At 66.7% G+C, this 16,396-nt stretch carries 12 protein-coding genes and 1 riboswitch; of the genes, 5 read left to right on the top strand and 7 right to left on the bottom strand.

Features of this window, described 5'->3' with window-relative positions; genetic code table 11:
• Window positions 1-33: 33 nt before the first annotated feature.
• Window positions 34-2,514 (bottom strand): ABC transporter permease, encoded by a 2,481-nt coding sequence (locus tag ACSQ8Y_RS16910; protein WP_436267596.1) that lies wholly within the window; start codon window positions 2,512-2,514, stop codon window positions 34-36.
• A 158-nt stretch (window positions 2,515-2,672) separates the two neighbouring features.
• Between ACSQ8Y_RS16910 and mgrA the strand changes: the two genes are divergently transcribed.
• Complete coding sequence (gene mgrA / locus ACSQ8Y_RS16915) at window positions 2,673-3,716, top strand: L-glyceraldehyde 3-phosphate reductase (protein ID WP_436267597.1); 1,044 nt, start codon at window positions 2,673-2,675, stop codon at window positions 3,714-3,716.
• 7 nt (window positions 3,717-3,723) lie between these two features.
• On the opposite strand, the gene ACSQ8Y_RS16920 is transcribed toward mgrA, so the two are convergent.
• Both ACSQ8Y_RS16920 and ACSQ8Y_RS16925 read right to left on the bottom strand, forming a co-directional pair.
• Window positions 3,724-6,360: an ATP-binding protein gene (locus ACSQ8Y_RS16920; RefSeq protein ID WP_436267598.1), complete on the bottom strand. Its 2,637-nt coding sequence runs from the start codon at window positions 6,358-6,360 to the stop codon at window positions 3,724-3,726.
• A 172-nt stretch (window positions 6,361-6,532) separates the two neighbouring features.
• Complete coding sequence (locus ACSQ8Y_RS16925; RefSeq protein ID WP_436267599.1) at window positions 6,533-6,952, bottom strand: hypothetical protein; 420 nt, start codon at window positions 6,950-6,952, stop codon at window positions 6,533-6,535.
• 168 nt (window positions 6,953-7,120) lie between these two features.
• Here ACSQ8Y_RS16925 and ACSQ8Y_RS16930 point away from each other — a divergent pair, with 168 nt between their 5' ends.
• Complete coding sequence (locus tag ACSQ8Y_RS16930) at window positions 7,121-7,618, top strand: MarR family winged helix-turn-helix transcriptional regulator (protein ID WP_436267600.1); 498 nt, start codon at window positions 7,121-7,123, stop codon at window positions 7,616-7,618.
• A gap of 46 nt (window positions 7,619-7,664) precedes the next feature.
• Here the strand turns inward: ACSQ8Y_RS16930 and ACSQ8Y_RS16935 are convergent, their stop codons facing one another.
• The 3 genes from ACSQ8Y_RS16935 to ACSQ8Y_RS16945 all read right to left on the bottom strand — a co-directional run bounded on the left by ACSQ8Y_RS16935 (window position 7,665) and on the right by ACSQ8Y_RS16945 (window position 10,776).
• Window positions 7,665-7,970 carry a hypothetical protein gene (locus ACSQ8Y_RS16935; RefSeq protein WP_436267601.1) on the bottom strand — a complete coding sequence of 102 codons (306 nt, stop codon included), beginning with the start codon at window positions 7,968-7,970 and terminating at the stop codon, window positions 7,665-7,667.
• A gap of 9 nt (window positions 7,971-7,979) precedes the next feature.
• Entirely contained in the window at window positions 7,980-8,630 is a 651-nt protein-coding gene (locus ACSQ8Y_RS16940) for a thiol:disulfide interchange protein DsbA/DsbL (protein WP_436267602.1), read from the bottom strand.
• A gap of 124 nt (window positions 8,631-8,754) precedes the next feature.
• Window positions 8,755-10,776 (bottom strand): TonB-dependent receptor, encoded by a 2,022-nt coding sequence (locus ACSQ8Y_RS16945; RefSeq protein WP_436267603.1) that lies wholly within the window; start codon window positions 10,774-10,776, stop codon window positions 8,755-8,757.
• A gap of 66 nt (window positions 10,777-10,842) precedes the next feature.
• A riboswitch (cobalamin riboswitch) is annotated at window positions 10,843-11,109 on the bottom strand.
• A 52-nt stretch (window positions 11,110-11,161) separates the two neighbouring features.
• On the opposite strand from ACSQ8Y_RS16945, the gene ACSQ8Y_RS16950 reads away from it, so the two are divergent.
• The 3 genes from ACSQ8Y_RS16950 (at window position 11,162) to ACSQ8Y_RS16960 (ending at window position 15,124) form a co-directional block, all read left to right on the top strand.
• Window positions 11,162-13,369, top strand: coding sequence for a M1 family metallopeptidase (locus tag ACSQ8Y_RS16950; RefSeq protein ID WP_436267604.1), 2,208 nt, complete (start codon window positions 11,162-11,164; stop codon window positions 13,367-13,369).
• Window positions 13,366-14,238, top strand: a complete 873-nt coding sequence (locus ACSQ8Y_RS16955; protein ID WP_436267605.1) for a hypothetical protein — start codon at window positions 13,366-13,368, stop codon at window positions 14,236-14,238. Before ACSQ8Y_RS16950 ends, ACSQ8Y_RS16955 begins: the two co-directional genes overlap by 4 nt.
• A 79-nt stretch (window positions 14,239-14,317) precedes the next feature.
• On the top strand, window positions 14,318-15,124 hold the full coding sequence (locus ACSQ8Y_RS16960; RefSeq protein ID WP_436267606.1) for a DODA-type extradiol aromatic ring-opening family dioxygenase: 807 nt from the start codon (window positions 14,318-14,320) through the stop codon (window positions 15,122-15,124).
• Window positions 15,125-15,283: 159 nt separating this feature from the next.
• On the opposite strand, the gene ylqF is transcribed toward ACSQ8Y_RS16960, so the two are convergent.
• Complete coding sequence (ylqF, locus tag ACSQ8Y_RS16965; RefSeq protein ID WP_436267607.1) at window positions 15,284-16,234, bottom strand: ribosome biogenesis GTPase YlqF; 951 nt, start codon at window positions 16,232-16,234, stop codon at window positions 15,284-15,286.
• Window positions 16,235-16,396: the final 162 nt, after the last annotated feature.

Genomic DNA, 16,396 nt, shown 5'->3' on the forward strand with positions numbered 1-16,396 from the left:
TCCTTGTGATTGTGCTTATGCTTGTGCCTATACCTATGCTTGCCGCAGCGTAAGCAGCGGCGCTTGATTCAAAACGTTACGCAGGCCCAGCCAGCCGCCCGCGATGGCACACAGCGCGCCGGCGCACAGGCCTGCGCCCCACAACAGCGGCGACCAGCTCCATGCCAGTTCAAAGACGAAGTGTGCCAGCGCCCAGCTGCCGAGCGTGGCGCCCGCCGCCGCCAGCAGGCCGGCCAGCGCGCCGGTCAGCAAATGCTCCATCCACTGCGCGCGCGCCAGCTGGCTGCGCGTGGCGCCGAGAGCGCGCAGCAAAGCGGCCTGGCGCCTGCGCGTGTCCTGCGATCCGGCCAGCGCAGCGTACAGCACCAGCACGCCGGATGCCAGCGTGAACAGGAACAGGAACTCCACCGCCACGCTCACTTGCGCCAGCACGCTTTGCAATTGACTGACCAGGAAGCCGAAATCGAGCACGGTCAGGTTGGGAAAATCCTGCGCCAGCCGGTCGGCCGCCTTGCGGTCGTTTTCAGGCACGTGGAAGGCGGTGCTGTAAGTGCGCGGCAAATCGGTCGCGGCCACACTGTTGAGCAGGAATTCAAAGCTCGGCGTGTGTGCGCGCCAGTCGATCTTGCGCAGGCTGGTGACCTTGGCCTGCACCGGCAGACCGCCTGCATCGAAGTCCAGCGTGTCGCCCAGCTTGATGCCGAACTGCCGCGTCACGCTCTCGTCCGCCGACACTTCGGGCAGGTTCGAGGTCGGATCGAACCACCGCCCCGCCAACAGGGTGCTTGCCGCAGGCAGCTTGGCGGAAAAGGAGAGGTCGAAATCGGTGTCGTTCAGCGACGCCTTGTGGTCCTTGGCGCCGGCCGGCTTGCCGTTCACGGCCAGCAGGCGCGCGCGCGTGCTCGGCTGCAGCGCGGGGCTGCCGTAATGCGCCAGGCGGGCCGCGATATCCTCCCTCTGTTCGGGCTGGATATTGACGACGAAGTGGTTGGGCGCGTCGGCCGGGGTGTCGGCTTTCCATGCATTGAGCAGGTCGCCGCGCACCACGGTCAGTAGCAGCAGCGCGGCCAGGCCTATGGCCAGCGACACCGTTTGCGCCACGGTGGCGCCGGGATCGCGGTGCAGCGCGGTGACGGCGAAACGCCAGGCCGGCTGCTTGAACATGCCGCGCATGGCGCCCAGCGTTTTCAACGCCAGCCAGCAGACGGCGCCGAACAGCAGCGCGGCCAGCAGGAAGCCCGCCGCGCTCAGGGCGCCCAGCATGGCGTCGCCGGTGATCCACAGCAGCAAGGCGCAAAACATGGCGGTTCCCAGCGCGCACGCCGCCAGCGTGACGCCGCGCGGCGCCTGCTGCTCGCGCCGCAGCAGCCGGGCGTGCGGCACATCGCGCAGTTGCAGCAGCGGCGGCAGCGCGAAGCCGGCCAGCAGGATCAGGCCGGCGGCCATGCCCTGCAGCGCCGGCATCGAGCTGGCGGCCGGCAGCGCGGTGGGCAGCAGCCTTTCCAGCCATTGCAGCAGCATGAGGTGGCTGGCGTAGCCGGCCAGTATGCCGATGGCGCTGCCCGCCAGGCCGACCAGCAGGAATTCGACAAGGTAAAGCCGCAGCACTTGCGACTGGCGCAAGCCGAGGCAGCGCAGCATGGCGCAGGCGTCGACGTGGCGCAGCATGTAGCGGCGCGCAGCCATGGCAATGGCGACCGCCGCCAGCATGGCCGACATCAGGCTGACCAGGGACAAAAAACCGCCGGCGCGGTCCAGTGTCTGGCCCAGGGCCGCGCTACTCTCCCGGGCGGTCTGGATACGGACGTTGGCGGTGTTGGCGGCGCTCAGGCGTGCTTGCAGGGCGGCGCGGAACGCTTCCACCGCTGCGGCGTCGCCCGCCAGCAGCAGGGAATAACTGGCGCGCACGCCGGGTGCGATCAGTCCGGTGGCGGGCAGGCCGCTGGCGGCGATCATCACGCGCGGCGACATGTTGACGGGCGAGAAGCGGCGGTCCGGTTCGACCGCGATGAGGCGGGTGACCGTCAATTCCGCATCGCCGACGCGCAGCTTGCCGCCGGCTTGCAGGTCGAGCCGGCTGGCGAGGCCGGTGTCTATCCATGCCGTGCCGGGTTCCGGCGGCGCGGAAGGCACGGATGCGCCGCCTGGCGCGAAGCTCAGCGCGCCGCGCAATGGATAGCCGGCGCTGACGGCCTTCAGCGATATCAGCTGGGAGCGGGCGCCCTCGCCCGTCCCGGCGCGGGCCATGCTGATCATGGAGATGGTGGTGGCGGTTTGCAGGCCGCGCGCAGCGGCGTCGGCAAGCAAGGCCGGGGCCAGCGGCGCGTCCGAACCGACAAGCAGGTCGGCGGCCAGGGACTGCCTGGCGTCGCGCTGCATGCCGCCGCGGATGCGGTCCGTGAAGAAGCCGACCGCCGACAAGGCGGCCACCGAGACGACCAGCGCCGCCAGCAGCAGGTGCAACTCCCCCGCGCGCCAGTCGCGCGCGGTCATCTTCAACGATAGTCCCAGCATGGCATCCCTCAAGTTGACTGTGGACGCCAGCGTATCAGCAAGCCCCGCCGCGCCGGCCGGGTTTGCGACGAAACGGCGATAGATGCGACAAACGGCACTCAGCACCGGTGATTGCGCTATCATCGCCCTTCGGCACCGACACCAAGCAAGGAGACACCATGACTTACCAGGCATCGCGCCACCGCTACGAGGAAATGCAATACCGCCACTGCGGACGCAGCGGCTTGAAACTGCCCCTCATGTCGCTCGGGCTGTGGCACAACTTCGGCGACACCAATACCCTGGCCTCGCAGCGCGACATGCTGCGCACCGCCTTCGACCTTGGCATCACCCACTTCGACCTGGCCAACAACTACGGTCCGCCCTACGGCAGCGCGGAAACCAATTTCGGCCACCTCTACAAGGAAGACTTCCGTCCCTACCGCGATGAGCTGATCATCTCCACCAAGGCCGGCTGGGACATGTGGCCCGGCCCCTACGGCCAGGGCGGCGGTTCGCGCAAATACGTGCTGGCCAGCCTGGACCAAAGCCTGCAGCGCATGGGCCTGGACTACGTGGACATATTCTATTCGCACCGCTTCGATCCGGACACGCCGCTGGAGGAAACCATGGCTGCGCTGGCCCACGCGGTCCACCAGGGCAAGGCGCTGTACGTGGGCGTGTCTTCCTACTCGGCCGAGAAGACCGCCGAGGCGGCGCGCCTGCTGGCCGAATGGAAGGTGCCGTGCCTGATCCACCAGCCCTCCTACAATATGCTGAACCGCTGGATAGAAACCGAAGGCCTGCTCGACACGCTGGGCCGCGAAGGCATAGGCTGCATCACCTTCACCGCGCTGGCGCAGGGCATCCTGTCCGACAAATACCTGGGCGGCGTCCCCCAGGACGCGCGCGTGAACCGCCCGGGCGGCGGCTCGCTGCTGCAAAGCCATCTGAGCGAGGAGAACCTGGCGCGCGTGCACGGCCTGAACGAGATCGCCAAACTGCGCGGCCAGACGCTGGCGCAGATGGCCCTGGCCTGGGTGCTGCGCGACCCGCGCGTGACCTCCACCCTGATCGGCGCGAGCAACAGCGCGCAGATCCGCGAGAACGTGGCGGCGCTGAAGAACCTGGCGTTTACCAGCGACGAACTGGCCGCCATCGACCTGCAAGCGCAGGAGGGCCGGATCAATCTGTGGGCAGGCTCGTCCAGCCACCGCGGCTAGCGCGGAATCACGGCGCCTGTGGCGCGCAGACCGCCTCTATCATGCTGCACAGCTGCGGATACTGGTGCAGCTCCAGCATGGCTTCCACCGCCAGCACCGTGTCCGCATGGGTGGCGCGGAAACCTTCCAGCAGTTGCAGCGCGCGCGCCGGATACAGCAGATGCAGCAATTCACCCATCTCGACCAGCACCTCGTACGGCAGCAGCGCCAGGCACGCCCCGGTCAGTGGCGGCGGCGTCGCCGACGGCAGCCGCTGGCGGCGCCGGAAACGCACGCCCAGCTGCTGCTCCAGCACCTGGAACAGCCGGTCCTGCTCGATCGGCTTGCACAGGAATTCGTCGGCGCCGGCCGCCAGCGCCTCGCGCCGCTCCTCGTCGAAAGCGTGCGCCGTCATCATCACCACCCGCGGCTGGCGCAGCTCCGGTTCAGCGCGCAGCAGGCGGATCACCGCCAGCCCGTCCAGTCCCGGCATGCGCCAGTCCATCAGCACCAGCGCCGGCGGGGCACGGCGCAGCGCCGCCAGCGCGGCCACACCGTCGGCCTCCAGCTCCACTTTGAAACCCAGCGGCGACAGCAGGCTGTCTATCAGGTGGCGGCTATCCTCGTTGTCGTCCACCACGAGGATGCGGTGCCCGCGCTCCGAGGCGTCCAGCCGCTCGACCACGCTGAGCGGCTCGCGCGGCACGTAATCCGCGCCAGTGACCTCGATGGCGAAGCGGAACTCCGCGCCGCGCCCCGGTTCGGACTCCACCTCCAGCTGGCCGCCCATCATGCGCACGAACTCGCGCGAGATGGTCAGTCCCAGGCCCGTGCCCTCCTGCGTGCCGCTGCTGTCGGTCTGCACGAAAGGTTCGAAGATGCGCTGCTGGTCCGCCTTGGCGATGCCCATGCCGGTATCGCGCACCGAGAACGATAGCGCCTGGCGCCCGCCCTCGAGCGGCCGGGCGCGCGCGATCAGCATGACGCTGCCTTGCTGGGAGAACTTCACCGCGTTCGACACCAGATTGAGCAGCACCTGGCGCAGCCGCGCACCATCCATGTGCACGGCCGGCGGCAGGCCATGGCAGTCCAGTGTCATATGCAAGCCGGCCTGGCGCGCGCGCGCGCCCAGCATGTCCATCACCTCCCGCAGCAAGCTTTCCACCGCGACCACGGTCGACTGCAGCGTGATGCGCCCGGCTTCGATTTTCGACAGTTCCAGCAAGTCGTTGATCAGGGTGAGCAGGTGCTGGCCGGAGCGGTTGATCACGCCCAGGTTGCGTTTTTCCTCTTCCGTCATGGTTTGCGAATCGGCCAGCAGGCGCGAGAAGCCGATCACCGAATGCAGCGGCGTGCGCAACTCGTGGCTCATGGTCGCCAGGAACACGCTCTTGGCGCGGTTGGCCGCCTGCGCGTCCGCCACCGCCACCGACAGCGCCTCGGTACGCTCGGCCACCAGCTCCTCCAGATGGTTGCGGTGGCGCCGCAGTTCCTCCTCCGCCAGCTTGATATCGGTGATGTCGTAGTTCACGCCCACCAGGCGGCGAAAAGTGCCGCTGGCATCGCGAAAAGCCTTGCCGGCCGCCTTGATGTGGCGCAGCTGGCCGTCCGGCCAGCGGATGCGGAATTCGGTGACATAGGGGCGCTCGCCGCGCTGCACTTCCTCGATCAGCAGGTTTACGCGGGCCAGGTCCTCGGGCAGCACGCGCGCCTCCCATGCCGCCAGCGTACTGTTGAAAGCGCCCGGCGGCACACCATACTGGCGGTGCATTTCGCGGTCCCACACCACCTCGTTGCTGTCGACGTCCCAGTCCCAGATGCCGATTTGGGCGGCGTCCGTGGCGATCGTCAGGCGTTCCTCGCTGGCCCGCATGGCGCTGTAGCGCTGGTCCAGCAGCGCCACCATTTCCAGGATCGATTCCTTCAGCGTTTTCAGCTCGCCCAGGAATAAGGACTGGTCCGGTCCGGCGCCTGCGCCGCCCGCCTTCACGCTGGCCGCGTAATGCCCCACTGCCTTCAACGGTTTCAGCATCAGATACCACAGCAGCAGGTACACGCCCAGCACCAAGGTCACATCCAGCGCCACGATGGCGAAGCCAAGCGCGATGCGGCGTTCACGCAGCGTGTTCAACACGTACTCCGGCGTCACGTACATCTTCACCACGCCGATGTCGTTGCCGGCCACGCGGATGGTGCGCTCCGCCGTGCGCAGCGCAGGCAAGTCCGGCGCATGCGCCACCTGCACGACCACGCCGCGCGCATTGCGCAGGAAGGCGAACTGCATGCGCTTGCCGAGGGTGACGGTGCAGCCGTACAGGTCGCGGTTGTTCAGGCTGGCCTGCACTATGGCAATGATCTGGCGGTCGTCGAAGTTCCAGGCCGGCAGGGCGATGGCGGCGGTCAGCTGGTCCGCGTTCGCGTCGAGCCGGCGGTGCAGTTCGCGCCAGCGCTCGTCGCGCTCCTGATTGTAGGACAGGACGGCGAAACCGAGCAGCACCACGGTCACCAGCGCCGCCAGCGCCACGCTGACGATCAGCGCGATCGAGATGCGCCGCGCGGCGATGCGGCGCAGGACAGCGCGGGGCGTGAAAAAGCGCGCCAGCTGCGCAGCCAGGCGCCACGCCGCCGCCGTCCAGCGTTCTCCCCACGTCGATAACTTGCCCATCAGCCCGCCCGGAATGGTCCCTATGCGTGCGATCCTACTGCCACGAAAGCGAAATGTATCCTGTACCTTGGTACAGTAGGCATGCGCAAAAAATGAGCAGAGGGAAGCGGCCGGGGGCGCCAGCGTTCAAGCCGGGGGCGGGTTTGCAAGCCACACCGGCATGGCGCGAGCATCAAGGGCGGCGGCGGCCGCCCTTGCCTCGCTCGACATCTTCCGGTTCATCCAGTTCCTCCAGGATACCGGGAGGCAGGGTTTCAATGTGGTCGACATCGATGTCGGCGCCGTCCGGCGCCACCGTGTCGCGCCCGGCCGCCGCGCGTTCGCCGGTGCCGTAGGAATCGCTGTCGCTGTCCAGGTCGGAATCGCCCAGGTCGGGCCCCGCGGTGCCGCCCGCCCTGCCCGTTTCCATGTCATTCGGGCCCTGCCGCAGGCCGGTGTCGAACTGCTGCGACAGGCCGCTGCCGCCCTGCACGTCGCTGCCGGAATCGGAACTGTCGCTCGGCCCCAGCGCGCCGGTGCCGTGGCCGCGTCCCAGTGTACGGTCCGGCGCCTTGGGGAAGTTGTCCGGATCGAGTGTGCTGCTACCTGCCATGATTGCCTCCATCAGCCTTGTTAGCGGATCAAACGACTCTAACAAAGCCCCGCCATGGGCGGCGCACCGAACACCTGTGGCGCCGGCGGTACTGCGGGCATTAAACAAAGTTTCCAATCAAGCAAGGATAGTACAATCAAGTCTTTCGGAGAGGGAGAGGAGAGCGCAATGAGCAGTTTCGACGCCACAAACAAGCGCCTGAAAAACATCCACGCGCGCATGACGGCATTTCCTGAAGACCTGGTACGTCTGATGCGGATGACTTATCACGTGCAAAAGCGCATGAAGGACCTGTCCAACGCGGCGTTGAGGAAGTACGACCTGGTCGACGCCAGCTACATGGTGCTGGCGGTGCTGTACGGCTCGGACAACGAGACCTCGACCGCGTCCACACTGGGCGAAGCCTGCATGGAGAAGCCTGCCAACCTGACGCGCGTCTGCAACGACCTGGAGACGCAAGGCCACATCACGCGCGGCAACCGCCCCGGCGACCGCCGCTGCGTGATGATTTCGCTGACCGACAGCGGCCGCGCGCTGATCGAGCAGGTCATGCCCGAGGTATGGGCCCGCACCACCCGCGCCTACGACGGCTACAGCGCCGAGGACCGCAAGCTGCTGGAGCAGCTGTTCCAGCGCCAGCTCGACAACCTCGAGAACGTCAGTTGACAAGAAAAAACCCGCCGCAGCGGGTTTTTTCTTGCCGGGGCCGGCCTCAAGTGCTGGTGTGGCCCAGCGCGTACACCACGTGGTCCCACCAGTGGTCACGGGTGCGTACCGTCTTCATGCATTGCATGTCGGTTTCGCCCTTGAACATGCGGTCTTCGCATTTCTTGGTGGCGTAGGCATTGCGCTGGTTCTCGGCGTTGACGAGGGCAATGACGAGCCAGGCCGAAAAGGCGATGACGATCAACAGCAAACTCCAGGCGACATGGTTCACGTGGCTCTGCCAGAACAGCTTGCGCTCGTCCGGCGCGGACTCGCGGTAGATCGTCATCACTTCTTTTTCAACATCACTCATCTGCTCATCCTATTTCTTGGCGGCCTTGGCCACCAGATAATCCATGGTCTGCAGCGTCGCCTGCTGCGAAGCCATCTCCGACATGCCGGGACGGCCGGCCATGGACGGCGCGGTCACGAAGCGGCCATCGATGACGATGGTCGGCGCGCTGTCCACCTTGTACTGGCCCACCACCTGGGCGGCACGTTTCATTTTAGTCTGCACCGCGAAGGAATTGAAGTATTCCAGGTATTGGGCCTTGTCGACGCCGTTCTTGGCGATGAAGTCGGTCATAGCGTCATCCTTGTTCAGGCGGTTGCGCTCGACGTGGATGGCGCGGAAGATCTTGTTGTGCAACTCGTCGACCTTGCCCATCGCTTCCAGCGTCAGGTAGGCGTGCGCCTGCGCGTCGTTGGGGCCGCCGGCCGGGAAGTGGATGCGGCGGAACGCGATCTTGTCGCCCTGCTTCTTCACCCAGTCGGCCAGCGCAGGCTCGAAAGCATTGCAGTGCGGGCACGAGTACATGAAGAACTCGAGCACTTCCACCTTCTTGCCGGTGTCGGCGCGCACCGGGCTTTCCAGCGTCTTGAAATCGACGCCTTCCTTCGGTTCGGCTGCGGAGGCGCCGGCGGCGGCAAACGACAGGGCGGCGGCGGCAAGTATCAGGCGCAGGAATCGCATGGGTGGTCCTTCTTTGAATGAGAGTGGCGAACGCCGCGAGATTACCATTTTTTTCGGCCCGCCATCAGCCCAAACGGCAAAAATCCCCGGCCAGCGGGGATTTTAAGCCTGATTTAAGCCCGGCTTAGAAGTCGTAGCGCGCCGACAGCTTCAGCTGGCGGCCGTCGGACGGGTAGATCCCGCCCTGGCAGCTGAACGCCATGCCGTAGTACTGCTTGTCCGCCAGGTTCAGGCCGGACAGCGCCACTTCCCAGGCGCCGAACTTGCGCGCGTAGCGGGCGTCCAGCGTGGTGTAGGACGGGATGCGGGCGGCGCAGCTGTTGTCGAAATCGCTGCCGAAGCGCTGGCTGTCGACCCACTGGGCGCCGATGTCGGCGCTCTGGCCGTCGGCCGGGGTCCAGGACAGGCGCGCGCTCAGCACGTTCTTCGGCACCAGCACCAGTTCGCGGCCGGCGGCCGCGCCTTCGGTGAAAGTGGCTTTTACACGCTGGTAATGGCCGCTCAGCGACCAGTCGGCGGCCAGGCGCGCGCTCGCGTCCAGTTCGAAGCCCTGGCGCCGGGTCGGGGCCAGGTTGACGTTGGCGCCGAAGTGGAATTCGCCCGCGGTCGGATCGTAGTAGATTTCATTGCGCAGCTCGTGGCGGAACACGCGCGCGGCCAGCTTGTTGCCGTCTTCGGCGTAGCTCGTGCCCAGTTCCATGTCGTGCGAGGTCTGCGGCTGCAGCACGCGGTTGGCCAGCGGCGTGTAGGCATTGTCGTCCGCGTTCGGCAGGCGGTAGCTCTGGCCCATCTTGGCGTGCAGCGTGGCCTTGGCCGACAGCGCGTAGCTGCCCTGGATGTCCCAGGCGTTCACGCCCTGGGTCACGTCGTAGACGGCGCTGGCGAAAGGCGACGGGTCGCGGTTGTCCTTCTCGAACAGCTCGCGGCGCGCGCCGGCGGCCAGGCGGAACGCGTCCCACTTGATTTCGTCGCGCAGGTACAGCGCCTTCGACTTCTGCGTCGCCTTGCTAGGCGCGCTGCCCTTCTGCTCCCGGCTCCAGTCGATGAAATCGATGCCGGCCACCGCTTCGTTCAGGACGGCGCCGATCTGGCCCAGCTTGCGCACGCGCGGCGAGAACTGGGTCTGCTTGCTCTGGTAATCCAGTTCATACAAGCCGTAGGCGCTGAAATAGCTCGCTTCCAGCTCCTTGCGGCGGTGCGACAGTTCGGCTGCCAGGTCGTAGCCGGCCACCTTGGCTTCGACGAAGGCGGTGTAGCGGTCGCTGTCGAGCGAGCCGAAGTTCTTGGGCGAGGCGGTCTGGCGCGGATTGGCGTTGAACTGCGCCTCGGACAGCGAACCGGCGAAGCGGGAATCCTGGCGGGTGCCGGAGACGCGCACCCCGGCGCGGCCGCCGGTGAAGGCCCACTGCGCGCCCAGGTTCAGGTTGCGCGACTTAAAGCCGTTGTTGTCGCGGTAGTTGTCGGTGTCGAGCGCGCCGCCCGACAGGTCGAACGCCCAGTTGTCCGCGCTATGCGTGAGCGCGGCGCGGCCTTCGCGCAGGCCGAGCTGACCTGCTTCAGCGAACACCGTGCCCCGGGTGCCGGCATTGCGCGCGCCGGGGCGCTTGGTGATGATCTGGATCACGCCGCCGGTGGCGCCGTCGCCGTACAGCACGCTGCTGCCGCCGCGCGTGATCTCGATGCGCTCGACCGAGTCCACAGGAATGGTCGACAGGATGGCCGTGCTCTGCTCGTTTTCGGACAGGCGCACGCCATCCAGCAGGACCACCATGTTCTGGCTGCTGTTGGTGCCGAAGCCGCGCATGTCGAGCGCGAAGTCCGGGCTGCCGTCCAGGCTCTGGTGACCCAGCACGCCGCCGATTTTGCGGATGGCCTGGTTGACGTCGCTGGCGCCGGAACGGCGGATCTCGGCCGCGCTGATGACGGTGGCGCCGATCGGCAGTAGCGACGGGTCGCTGTCGAAACGGGCGCCGGTGACGATCACGGGCGCGGCGGTTTGGGCGAGAGCCTGGGCGGGCGCCTGGGCCAGCGCTGGCGCCGGTGCGGCTGCGGCTGCGGCGAAGCACAGGGCGATGGAAGTGGCCAGGGCCAGCGGCTGCAGGGACGGCAGCAAGGCCGGCGAGCGGCGGGTATGCGTGAAGGTCATCTTGTTCTTTATACGTAGTGAGCATCCGTCCGCGTCCCCGCAGATCGGATTCAACGGAAGGCAATCAGCGCTTCCACCTGTCTGGCCGGTATCCGGGCTGGCAAGACGGACTGGATCACCTTCCGGCGCGGCGCCGCGCAGCGGGACTGCCGCGCGGCCTGCACTGTGGTTGTCGATCCAGCCTGCCGCGTGCCTCGTTCAAGCAGCGCGGCGCTTGCGTACCGTTGCGGGGGCAGCACACCTTGGCCGCCGCGCGCAGCGCAGGCAGCCTTGTGTTTCCCGTTTAACTGCGTCCATGGACATGGGCGCGGGCACCAAAACGCGGCCATTATACTCCCGCCGATAAGGTTGGTAATTTACTACCTGCTTCGATATAGTGGCAGCCATGAACGCCTACCCCTACCGCAAACTCCTGGCCGCAGCAGCCGCCATGGCGGCCCTGGCCATCCAGGGCACGCTGCTGGCGCAAGTGCAGGTCATCGCCGTTCCGGAACCCTATACCGACACCGGCATCCCCTTCGCGCCGGCGCACGCGGCGGCGGTCGCCACGCCGAGCGCGCCCAACGCCTGGGGCGGCCCGCGCACCGGCGGCGAGCCTACCCTGTCGGACCGCGTGGCCGACTACAAGATCAAAGCGACGCTCGATCCGGTCAAGCACACGGTGGACGGCCAGCAGCAGCTCACCTGGCGCAACCGCAGCGCGCATCCGGTGCGCACGGTCTATCTGCACCTCTACCTGAACGCCTTCGAACACGGCGGCACCACCTTCTTCACCGAGCACCGCGCGATGGGTGGACGCGGCGTGTTCAGCACCGACCCCAAGGACGGCGACTGGGGCCACATTGAACTGCGCAGCGTGCTGCAGAACGGCGCCAAGGTCGACCAGTCCTTCGTGCACCCGGACGACGGCCCGGCAAACGACCGCACCGTGGTGCGCTTCGACCTGCCGCAGCCGGTGGCGCCCGGCGCCACCACCACGCTCGATATCGATTTCCACAGCCAGTTGCCGCGCCTGCTCGCGCGCAGCGGCTACTTCGGCAGCTTTCATCTGGTGGCGCAGTGGTTCCCGAAAATCGGCGTACTGGAACTGCCCGGCGAACGGGGCGCCGTCAAGGAGCGCTGGAACGTGCACGAGTACCATGCCGAGTCCGAGTTCTACGCGGACTTCGGCAGCTACGACGTGAAACTTACCGTACCGAAGGGCTACACGGTCGGCGCCACCGGCGAACTGCAAGGCGCGCCGGTGGAGAAGGACGGCATGCTGACGCACCACTACGTGCAGGGCGACGTGCACGATTTCGCCTGGACCGCCGACAAGCGCTACGCCGCGCCGCTGACGGGCAGCTGGACCGGCGCGGGCAGTCCGCCGGTCAGCATCAAGGTCCTGTACGCGCCGGAGTTCGCGGCCAGCGCGGCGCCGTCGCTGAAGGCCGCGCAGGATGCGCTGAGCTACTACTCGAAAACGCTGGGGCCGTATCCGTACCGGACGCTGACCGTGGTGCTGCCGCCGCATAACGCCGGTGCGGCGTCCGGCATGGAGTACCCGACCTTCTACACCGCCGACAGCTACACCAAGGTCGAACCCGACACGGCCGACGCATTCGAGCTGGACCTGGTCAACATCCACGAATTCGGCCACGGCTATTTCTACGGCATCCTCGCCTCCAACGAGTTCGAGGAACCGATGCTGGACGAAGGCCTGAACGAATACTGGAACATGCGCATGGCGCGTGAACGCGGGCAGAAGTTCCACCCGGCGCCATGGTGGCTGCGCGCACTGGGCGTCTCGCCCGGATTCGACGGCTTCCACTACGAACTTGGCGGCGCGGTGCGCGAGAACCCGGCCGATCCCGCCGGGCAGAACGCCTATGCGCGCCTGCAGGGCATCGGTCCGGTGTACAACCGCGGCGCCATCCTGTTCCACGACCTGGAGGCGCAACTGGGCAAGCAGGCCACCGAACAGGCATTCAAGGAGTACTACAAGCGCTGGCGCTTCCGCCACCCGAGCACCGCCGACCTGCGCGAAGCGCTGGCCGAGTCGAGCGGCCAGCGCGCGCTGGTCGAACGCGTGTTCGCGCAGCAAGTCTACCGCACCGGCAAAGTCGACGACCGCGTGCAGGAATTCGCCAGTACCGAAGTGCTGCCGCAGCCGGGCAGCACCATCGTCAAGGGCAAGCGCGTCATGTTGACGCAGGAGCAGGTGGACGAGCAGATCGAGGCGACGCGCGAGAAGTGGGAGAAAGCGCATCCCCACGCCGGCCCTGGCACCGGCCCCTTCCCCTTCCGCACCGAAGTCGTGCTGCGCAGGCGCGGCGAGGCCGTGCCGCAAACGCTGCTGGTGCGCTTCGCCGACGGCAGCACCATCAGCGTCAAATGGGATCCACAGAACGGCGAACGCTGGCAGCGCTACACCTGGGACAAGCCGGTGCAAGCCGTGTCGGCCGAACTCGATCCCGAGCGCACGCACCTGCTGGACACGAATAAGCTCGACGACAGCCGCACGCTGAAGGCCGACAAGAGCGCCGCGCGCCGCTGGACTTTCGACCTGGCCGCACTGGCCCAGGCCATGCTGACTTTGATCGCGACGATATGAGTGTCCCCAACTTGCCCTTGACCGGGGTCTGCCTGCGCGCCGCGCGCGCCGCGTTGCAATGGCGCTTGCTGCTGCTGTGGACCATCGCCCTGCTGTTGCCCACGCTGGTGCTCACGCTGCCGTACTGGAGCCACTTCAGCGCCTCGTTCGACTATTCTGTGCACGTTGCCGAACTGGCGCAGCGGCTGGACCTGTCCAACATCGCCGACCTGACGACAGACCCGGGCCGCAATCCGCTGGCCATGAAGCTGGGCGCCGGCGCCGCCGTGGCGGCGGCCCTGCTGCTGTCGCCGCTGCTGACCGGCGCCGTCGTCACCGCCGCGCGCTTTGATGGCAGGCCGGCGTTCCGCGACCTGCTCCTGGGCGCCATGGCCGAATACCCGCGCATGTTCCGCATGCTGCTGTGGGCGGCGGCGCCGCTGGGTGGCGCGCTGGCCCTCTCCAGCGGCATGCGTCACCTGGCAGCCAGCGGCGCCGACACCGCCATCACCCCGGCCGACGGGGAATACCTGCGCGCCGCCGCCGGCGTCGCGAGCGCGCTGCTGCTGGCGCTCGCCTTGGTGACGCTGGACGCCGGCCGCGCCGTGCTGGCCGCCGACCGCCGCCGCCGGTCCGCCGTGATCGCGTGGTGGCACGGGCTGCGCCTGCTGGCCCGCCGCCCAATGGCCATGCTGGGCAGCTACGTGGCGATCAGCGTCGCCGGCCTGGCGGCGGCCGCCGCGCTGGGGCTGGCGCGTATCCACGTGCCCCATATCGGCACTGCGGGTTTCCTGTTCGCCTTGCTGCTGACCCAAGTCATCGCCCTGCTGCTGGCCTGGATGCGCGGTGCACGGCTGTTCGCCATGATCGTCATCATTAACAAATCCTGAATGATCCATCCATAAAATCAGGATTGATGAATAGAGAATATGGCCCCATAGTAAGTGCATCGAATATCAGGAGCACTAAATGGCCGACACCGCACTCCCCACCTATTTCCTCTCGCACGGCGGCGGTCCCTGGCCGTGGATGCTGGAGCAGTACCAGGGAAAATACGACGCGCTGAAGGTATCGCTGGAAGACATCCCGCGCCAACTCGGCGAGCGGCGGCCCAAGGCTGTGCTGGTGGTCACGGCGCACTGGGAAGGCCGCGAGCCGCTGATCTCGTCCAGCGCTGCGCCGCCCATGATTTACGACTACGGCGGTTTTCCCGACTATACCTACGAGATCCAATATGGCGCCCCCGGTTCGCCGCAAGTGGCCGCGCGCGTGCAGCAGTTGTTGAACGGCGCCGGCATTGCCGCCCAGCTCGACCCGGAGCGCGGTTACGACCACGGCACATTCTCCGCCATGCAGCCCATCTACCCGGCGGCCGACGTGCCTGTCGTGCAACTGTCGCTGAAACAGGGTCTGGACCCAGCCGAGCACATGGCGATAGGCCGCGCGCTGGCGCCGTTGCGTAGCGAAGGCGTGCTGATCATCGGCAGCGGCCTGAGTTATCACAACCTGCGCCAGTTCGGCCCTGCCGGCGCGGCGGCATCCCACCAGTTCGACGCCTGGCTGCGGCAGACGATGGCGCTGCCGCCCGCGCAGCGCACGGCGCAGCTGGTGGAATGGGAACGCGCGCCAGCGGCCCGCACCGCGCATCCGCGCGAAGAGCACCTGCTGCCGCTGATGGTGGCCATGGGCGCAGCCGAAGGCGACGCCGCCGCTATCGTCTACCACGAAGACGCCTTCATGGGCAGCCTCGCCGTCTCCAGCTTCCGCTTCGGCTAAAACCGCAACCCGACAAGGGGCCAGAACCTGCAAAAGGGGCCAGGGTGATTTATACGAAACGCATACGCTACGTATAAATAACCCTGACCCCTTTTACGATTTGACCCTGGCCCCTTTTACGATTTGACCCTGGCCCTTTTTCCCTTTTTCGGGGGCCGCTCAGGTGCCGCGCTTGCCTTTGTTGCGCTCGGCTTCCTTGGCGGCGGCTTTGGCGGCGGCGGCTTCGGCTTTCACGCGCTGTTCTTCGGCGAACACTTCCAGCGCGGCGGCGCGGGTGGCCGGCGTCTCGAGCGAGATGCGGCCCAGCGCGCCGGTGCGGTAGTCTTGCAGGAAGATGTGCGACGCCTTTTCGTAGTCGTAGTCGCCGCCCTTCTGGCGGTAACCGCGCTTGGCGGCGATGCCTTCGACCACGGCGATCGCGTCCATCTCTTCTATGTTCTTGTAGCTGTAGCGCGCGGCCAGCAACTCGGGATAGCGGCGCAGCATTTCGCCAGCCAGGAATTCGGCCACTTCCTCTTCGATCAGCGCGTTGGAACCGATCGCGTGGCTGGCCGCCAGCATCAGGCCGTCGCTGGGCATGGCGATCTTCGGCCACAGCATGCCGGGCGTGTCGACCAGGATGGTGTTCTTGTCCAGGTAGAGCTTTTGTTGCACTTTCGTCACAGCCGGCTCGTCGCCGACCTTGGCCACGCGCTTTTTCAGCAGCGCATTCATCAGCGTCGATTTGCCCACGTTGGGGATGCCCATGATCATGATGCGCAGCGGCTTGGTCGGCACGCCGCGGTGCGGCGCCAGCGATTTGGCCAGGTCGGGAATGCGCGCCACGTCGCCCGGCTTCTTGGTCGTCATGGCGTACGCCGTCACGCCTTCCTGGCGGTTGTAGTATTCCACCCACGCGGCGGTGGCGGCCGGGTCGGCCAAATCCACCTTGTTCAGGATCTTCAGGCAAGGACGCTGGCGGAACAGGCGCAGCTCTTCCACCATGGGGTTGCAGCTGGCTTCGGGCAGGCGCGCGTCGACCACCTCGATCACCAGATCGGTGTTCTCCATCTGCTCGGCCGCTTTCTTCTTGGCGGCGTTCATGTGCCCCGGATACCATTGAATTGCCATCGCTTGCCCTTCTGCTGCTTGAGTGTAATCCGCTATTTTACCTGCTCCCGTGCCAGTGCCCATGCGGCGCGCTCCCGCCGCAGTATCCGATTCGCCGCAGGTCGGCTATCATGAGGCACAAAATGTTTTCCATTTTATAAACATTCCAATATACATGGAGTC

This window comes from Pseudoduganella sp. LjRoot289 (assembly GCF_964252925.1).
Lineage (GTDB): Bacteria > Pseudomonadota > Gammaproteobacteria > Burkholderiales > Burkholderiaceae_D > Rugamonas.

Bases quoted from the DNA above. Each gene is read 5' to 3' on its own strand.
- ACSQ8Y_RS16910 (WP_436267596.1), bottom strand. From the start codon at position 2,514: ATGCTGGGACTATCGTTGAAGATGACCGCGCGCGACTGGCGCGCGGGG.
- ACSQ8Y_RS16950 (WP_436267604.1), top strand. From the start codon at position 11,162: ATGAACGCCTACCCCTACCGCAAACTCCTGGCCGCAGCAGCCGCCATG.
- ACSQ8Y_RS16955 (WP_436267605.1), top strand. From the start codon at position 13,366: ATGAGTGTCCCCAACTTGCCCTTGACCGGGGTCTGCCTGCGCGCCGCG.
- mgrA (WP_436267597.1), top strand. From the start codon at position 2,673: ATGACTTACCAGGCATCGCGCCACCGCTACGAGGAAATGCAATACCGC.
- ACSQ8Y_RS16920 (WP_436267598.1), bottom strand. From the start codon at position 6,360: ATGGGCAAGTTATCGACGTGGGGAGAACGCTGGACGGCGGCGGCGTGG.
- ACSQ8Y_RS16935 (WP_436267601.1), bottom strand. From the start codon at position 7,970: ATGAGTGATGTTGAAAAAGAAGTGATGACGATCTACCGCGAGTCCGCG.
- ACSQ8Y_RS16925 (WP_436267599.1), bottom strand. From the start codon at position 6,952: ATGGCAGGTAGCAGCACACTCGATCCGGACAACTTCCCCAAGGCGCCG.
- ACSQ8Y_RS16930 (WP_436267600.1), top strand. From the start codon at position 7,121: ATGAGCAGTTTCGACGCCACAAACAAGCGCCTGAAAAACATCCACGCG.
- ACSQ8Y_RS16940 (WP_436267602.1), bottom strand. From the start codon at position 8,630: ATGCGATTCCTGCGCCTGATACTTGCCGCCGCCGCCCTGTCGTTTGCC.
- ACSQ8Y_RS16960 (WP_436267606.1), top strand. From the start codon at position 14,318: ATGGCCGACACCGCACTCCCCACCTATTTCCTCTCGCACGGCGGCGGT.
- ACSQ8Y_RS16945 (WP_436267603.1), bottom strand. From the start codon at position 10,776: ATGACCTTCACGCATACCCGCCGCTCGCCGGCCTTGCTGCCGTCCCTG.
- ylqF (WP_436267607.1), bottom strand. From the start codon at position 16,234: ATGGCAATTCAATGGTATCCGGGGCACATGAACGCCGCCAAGAAGAAA.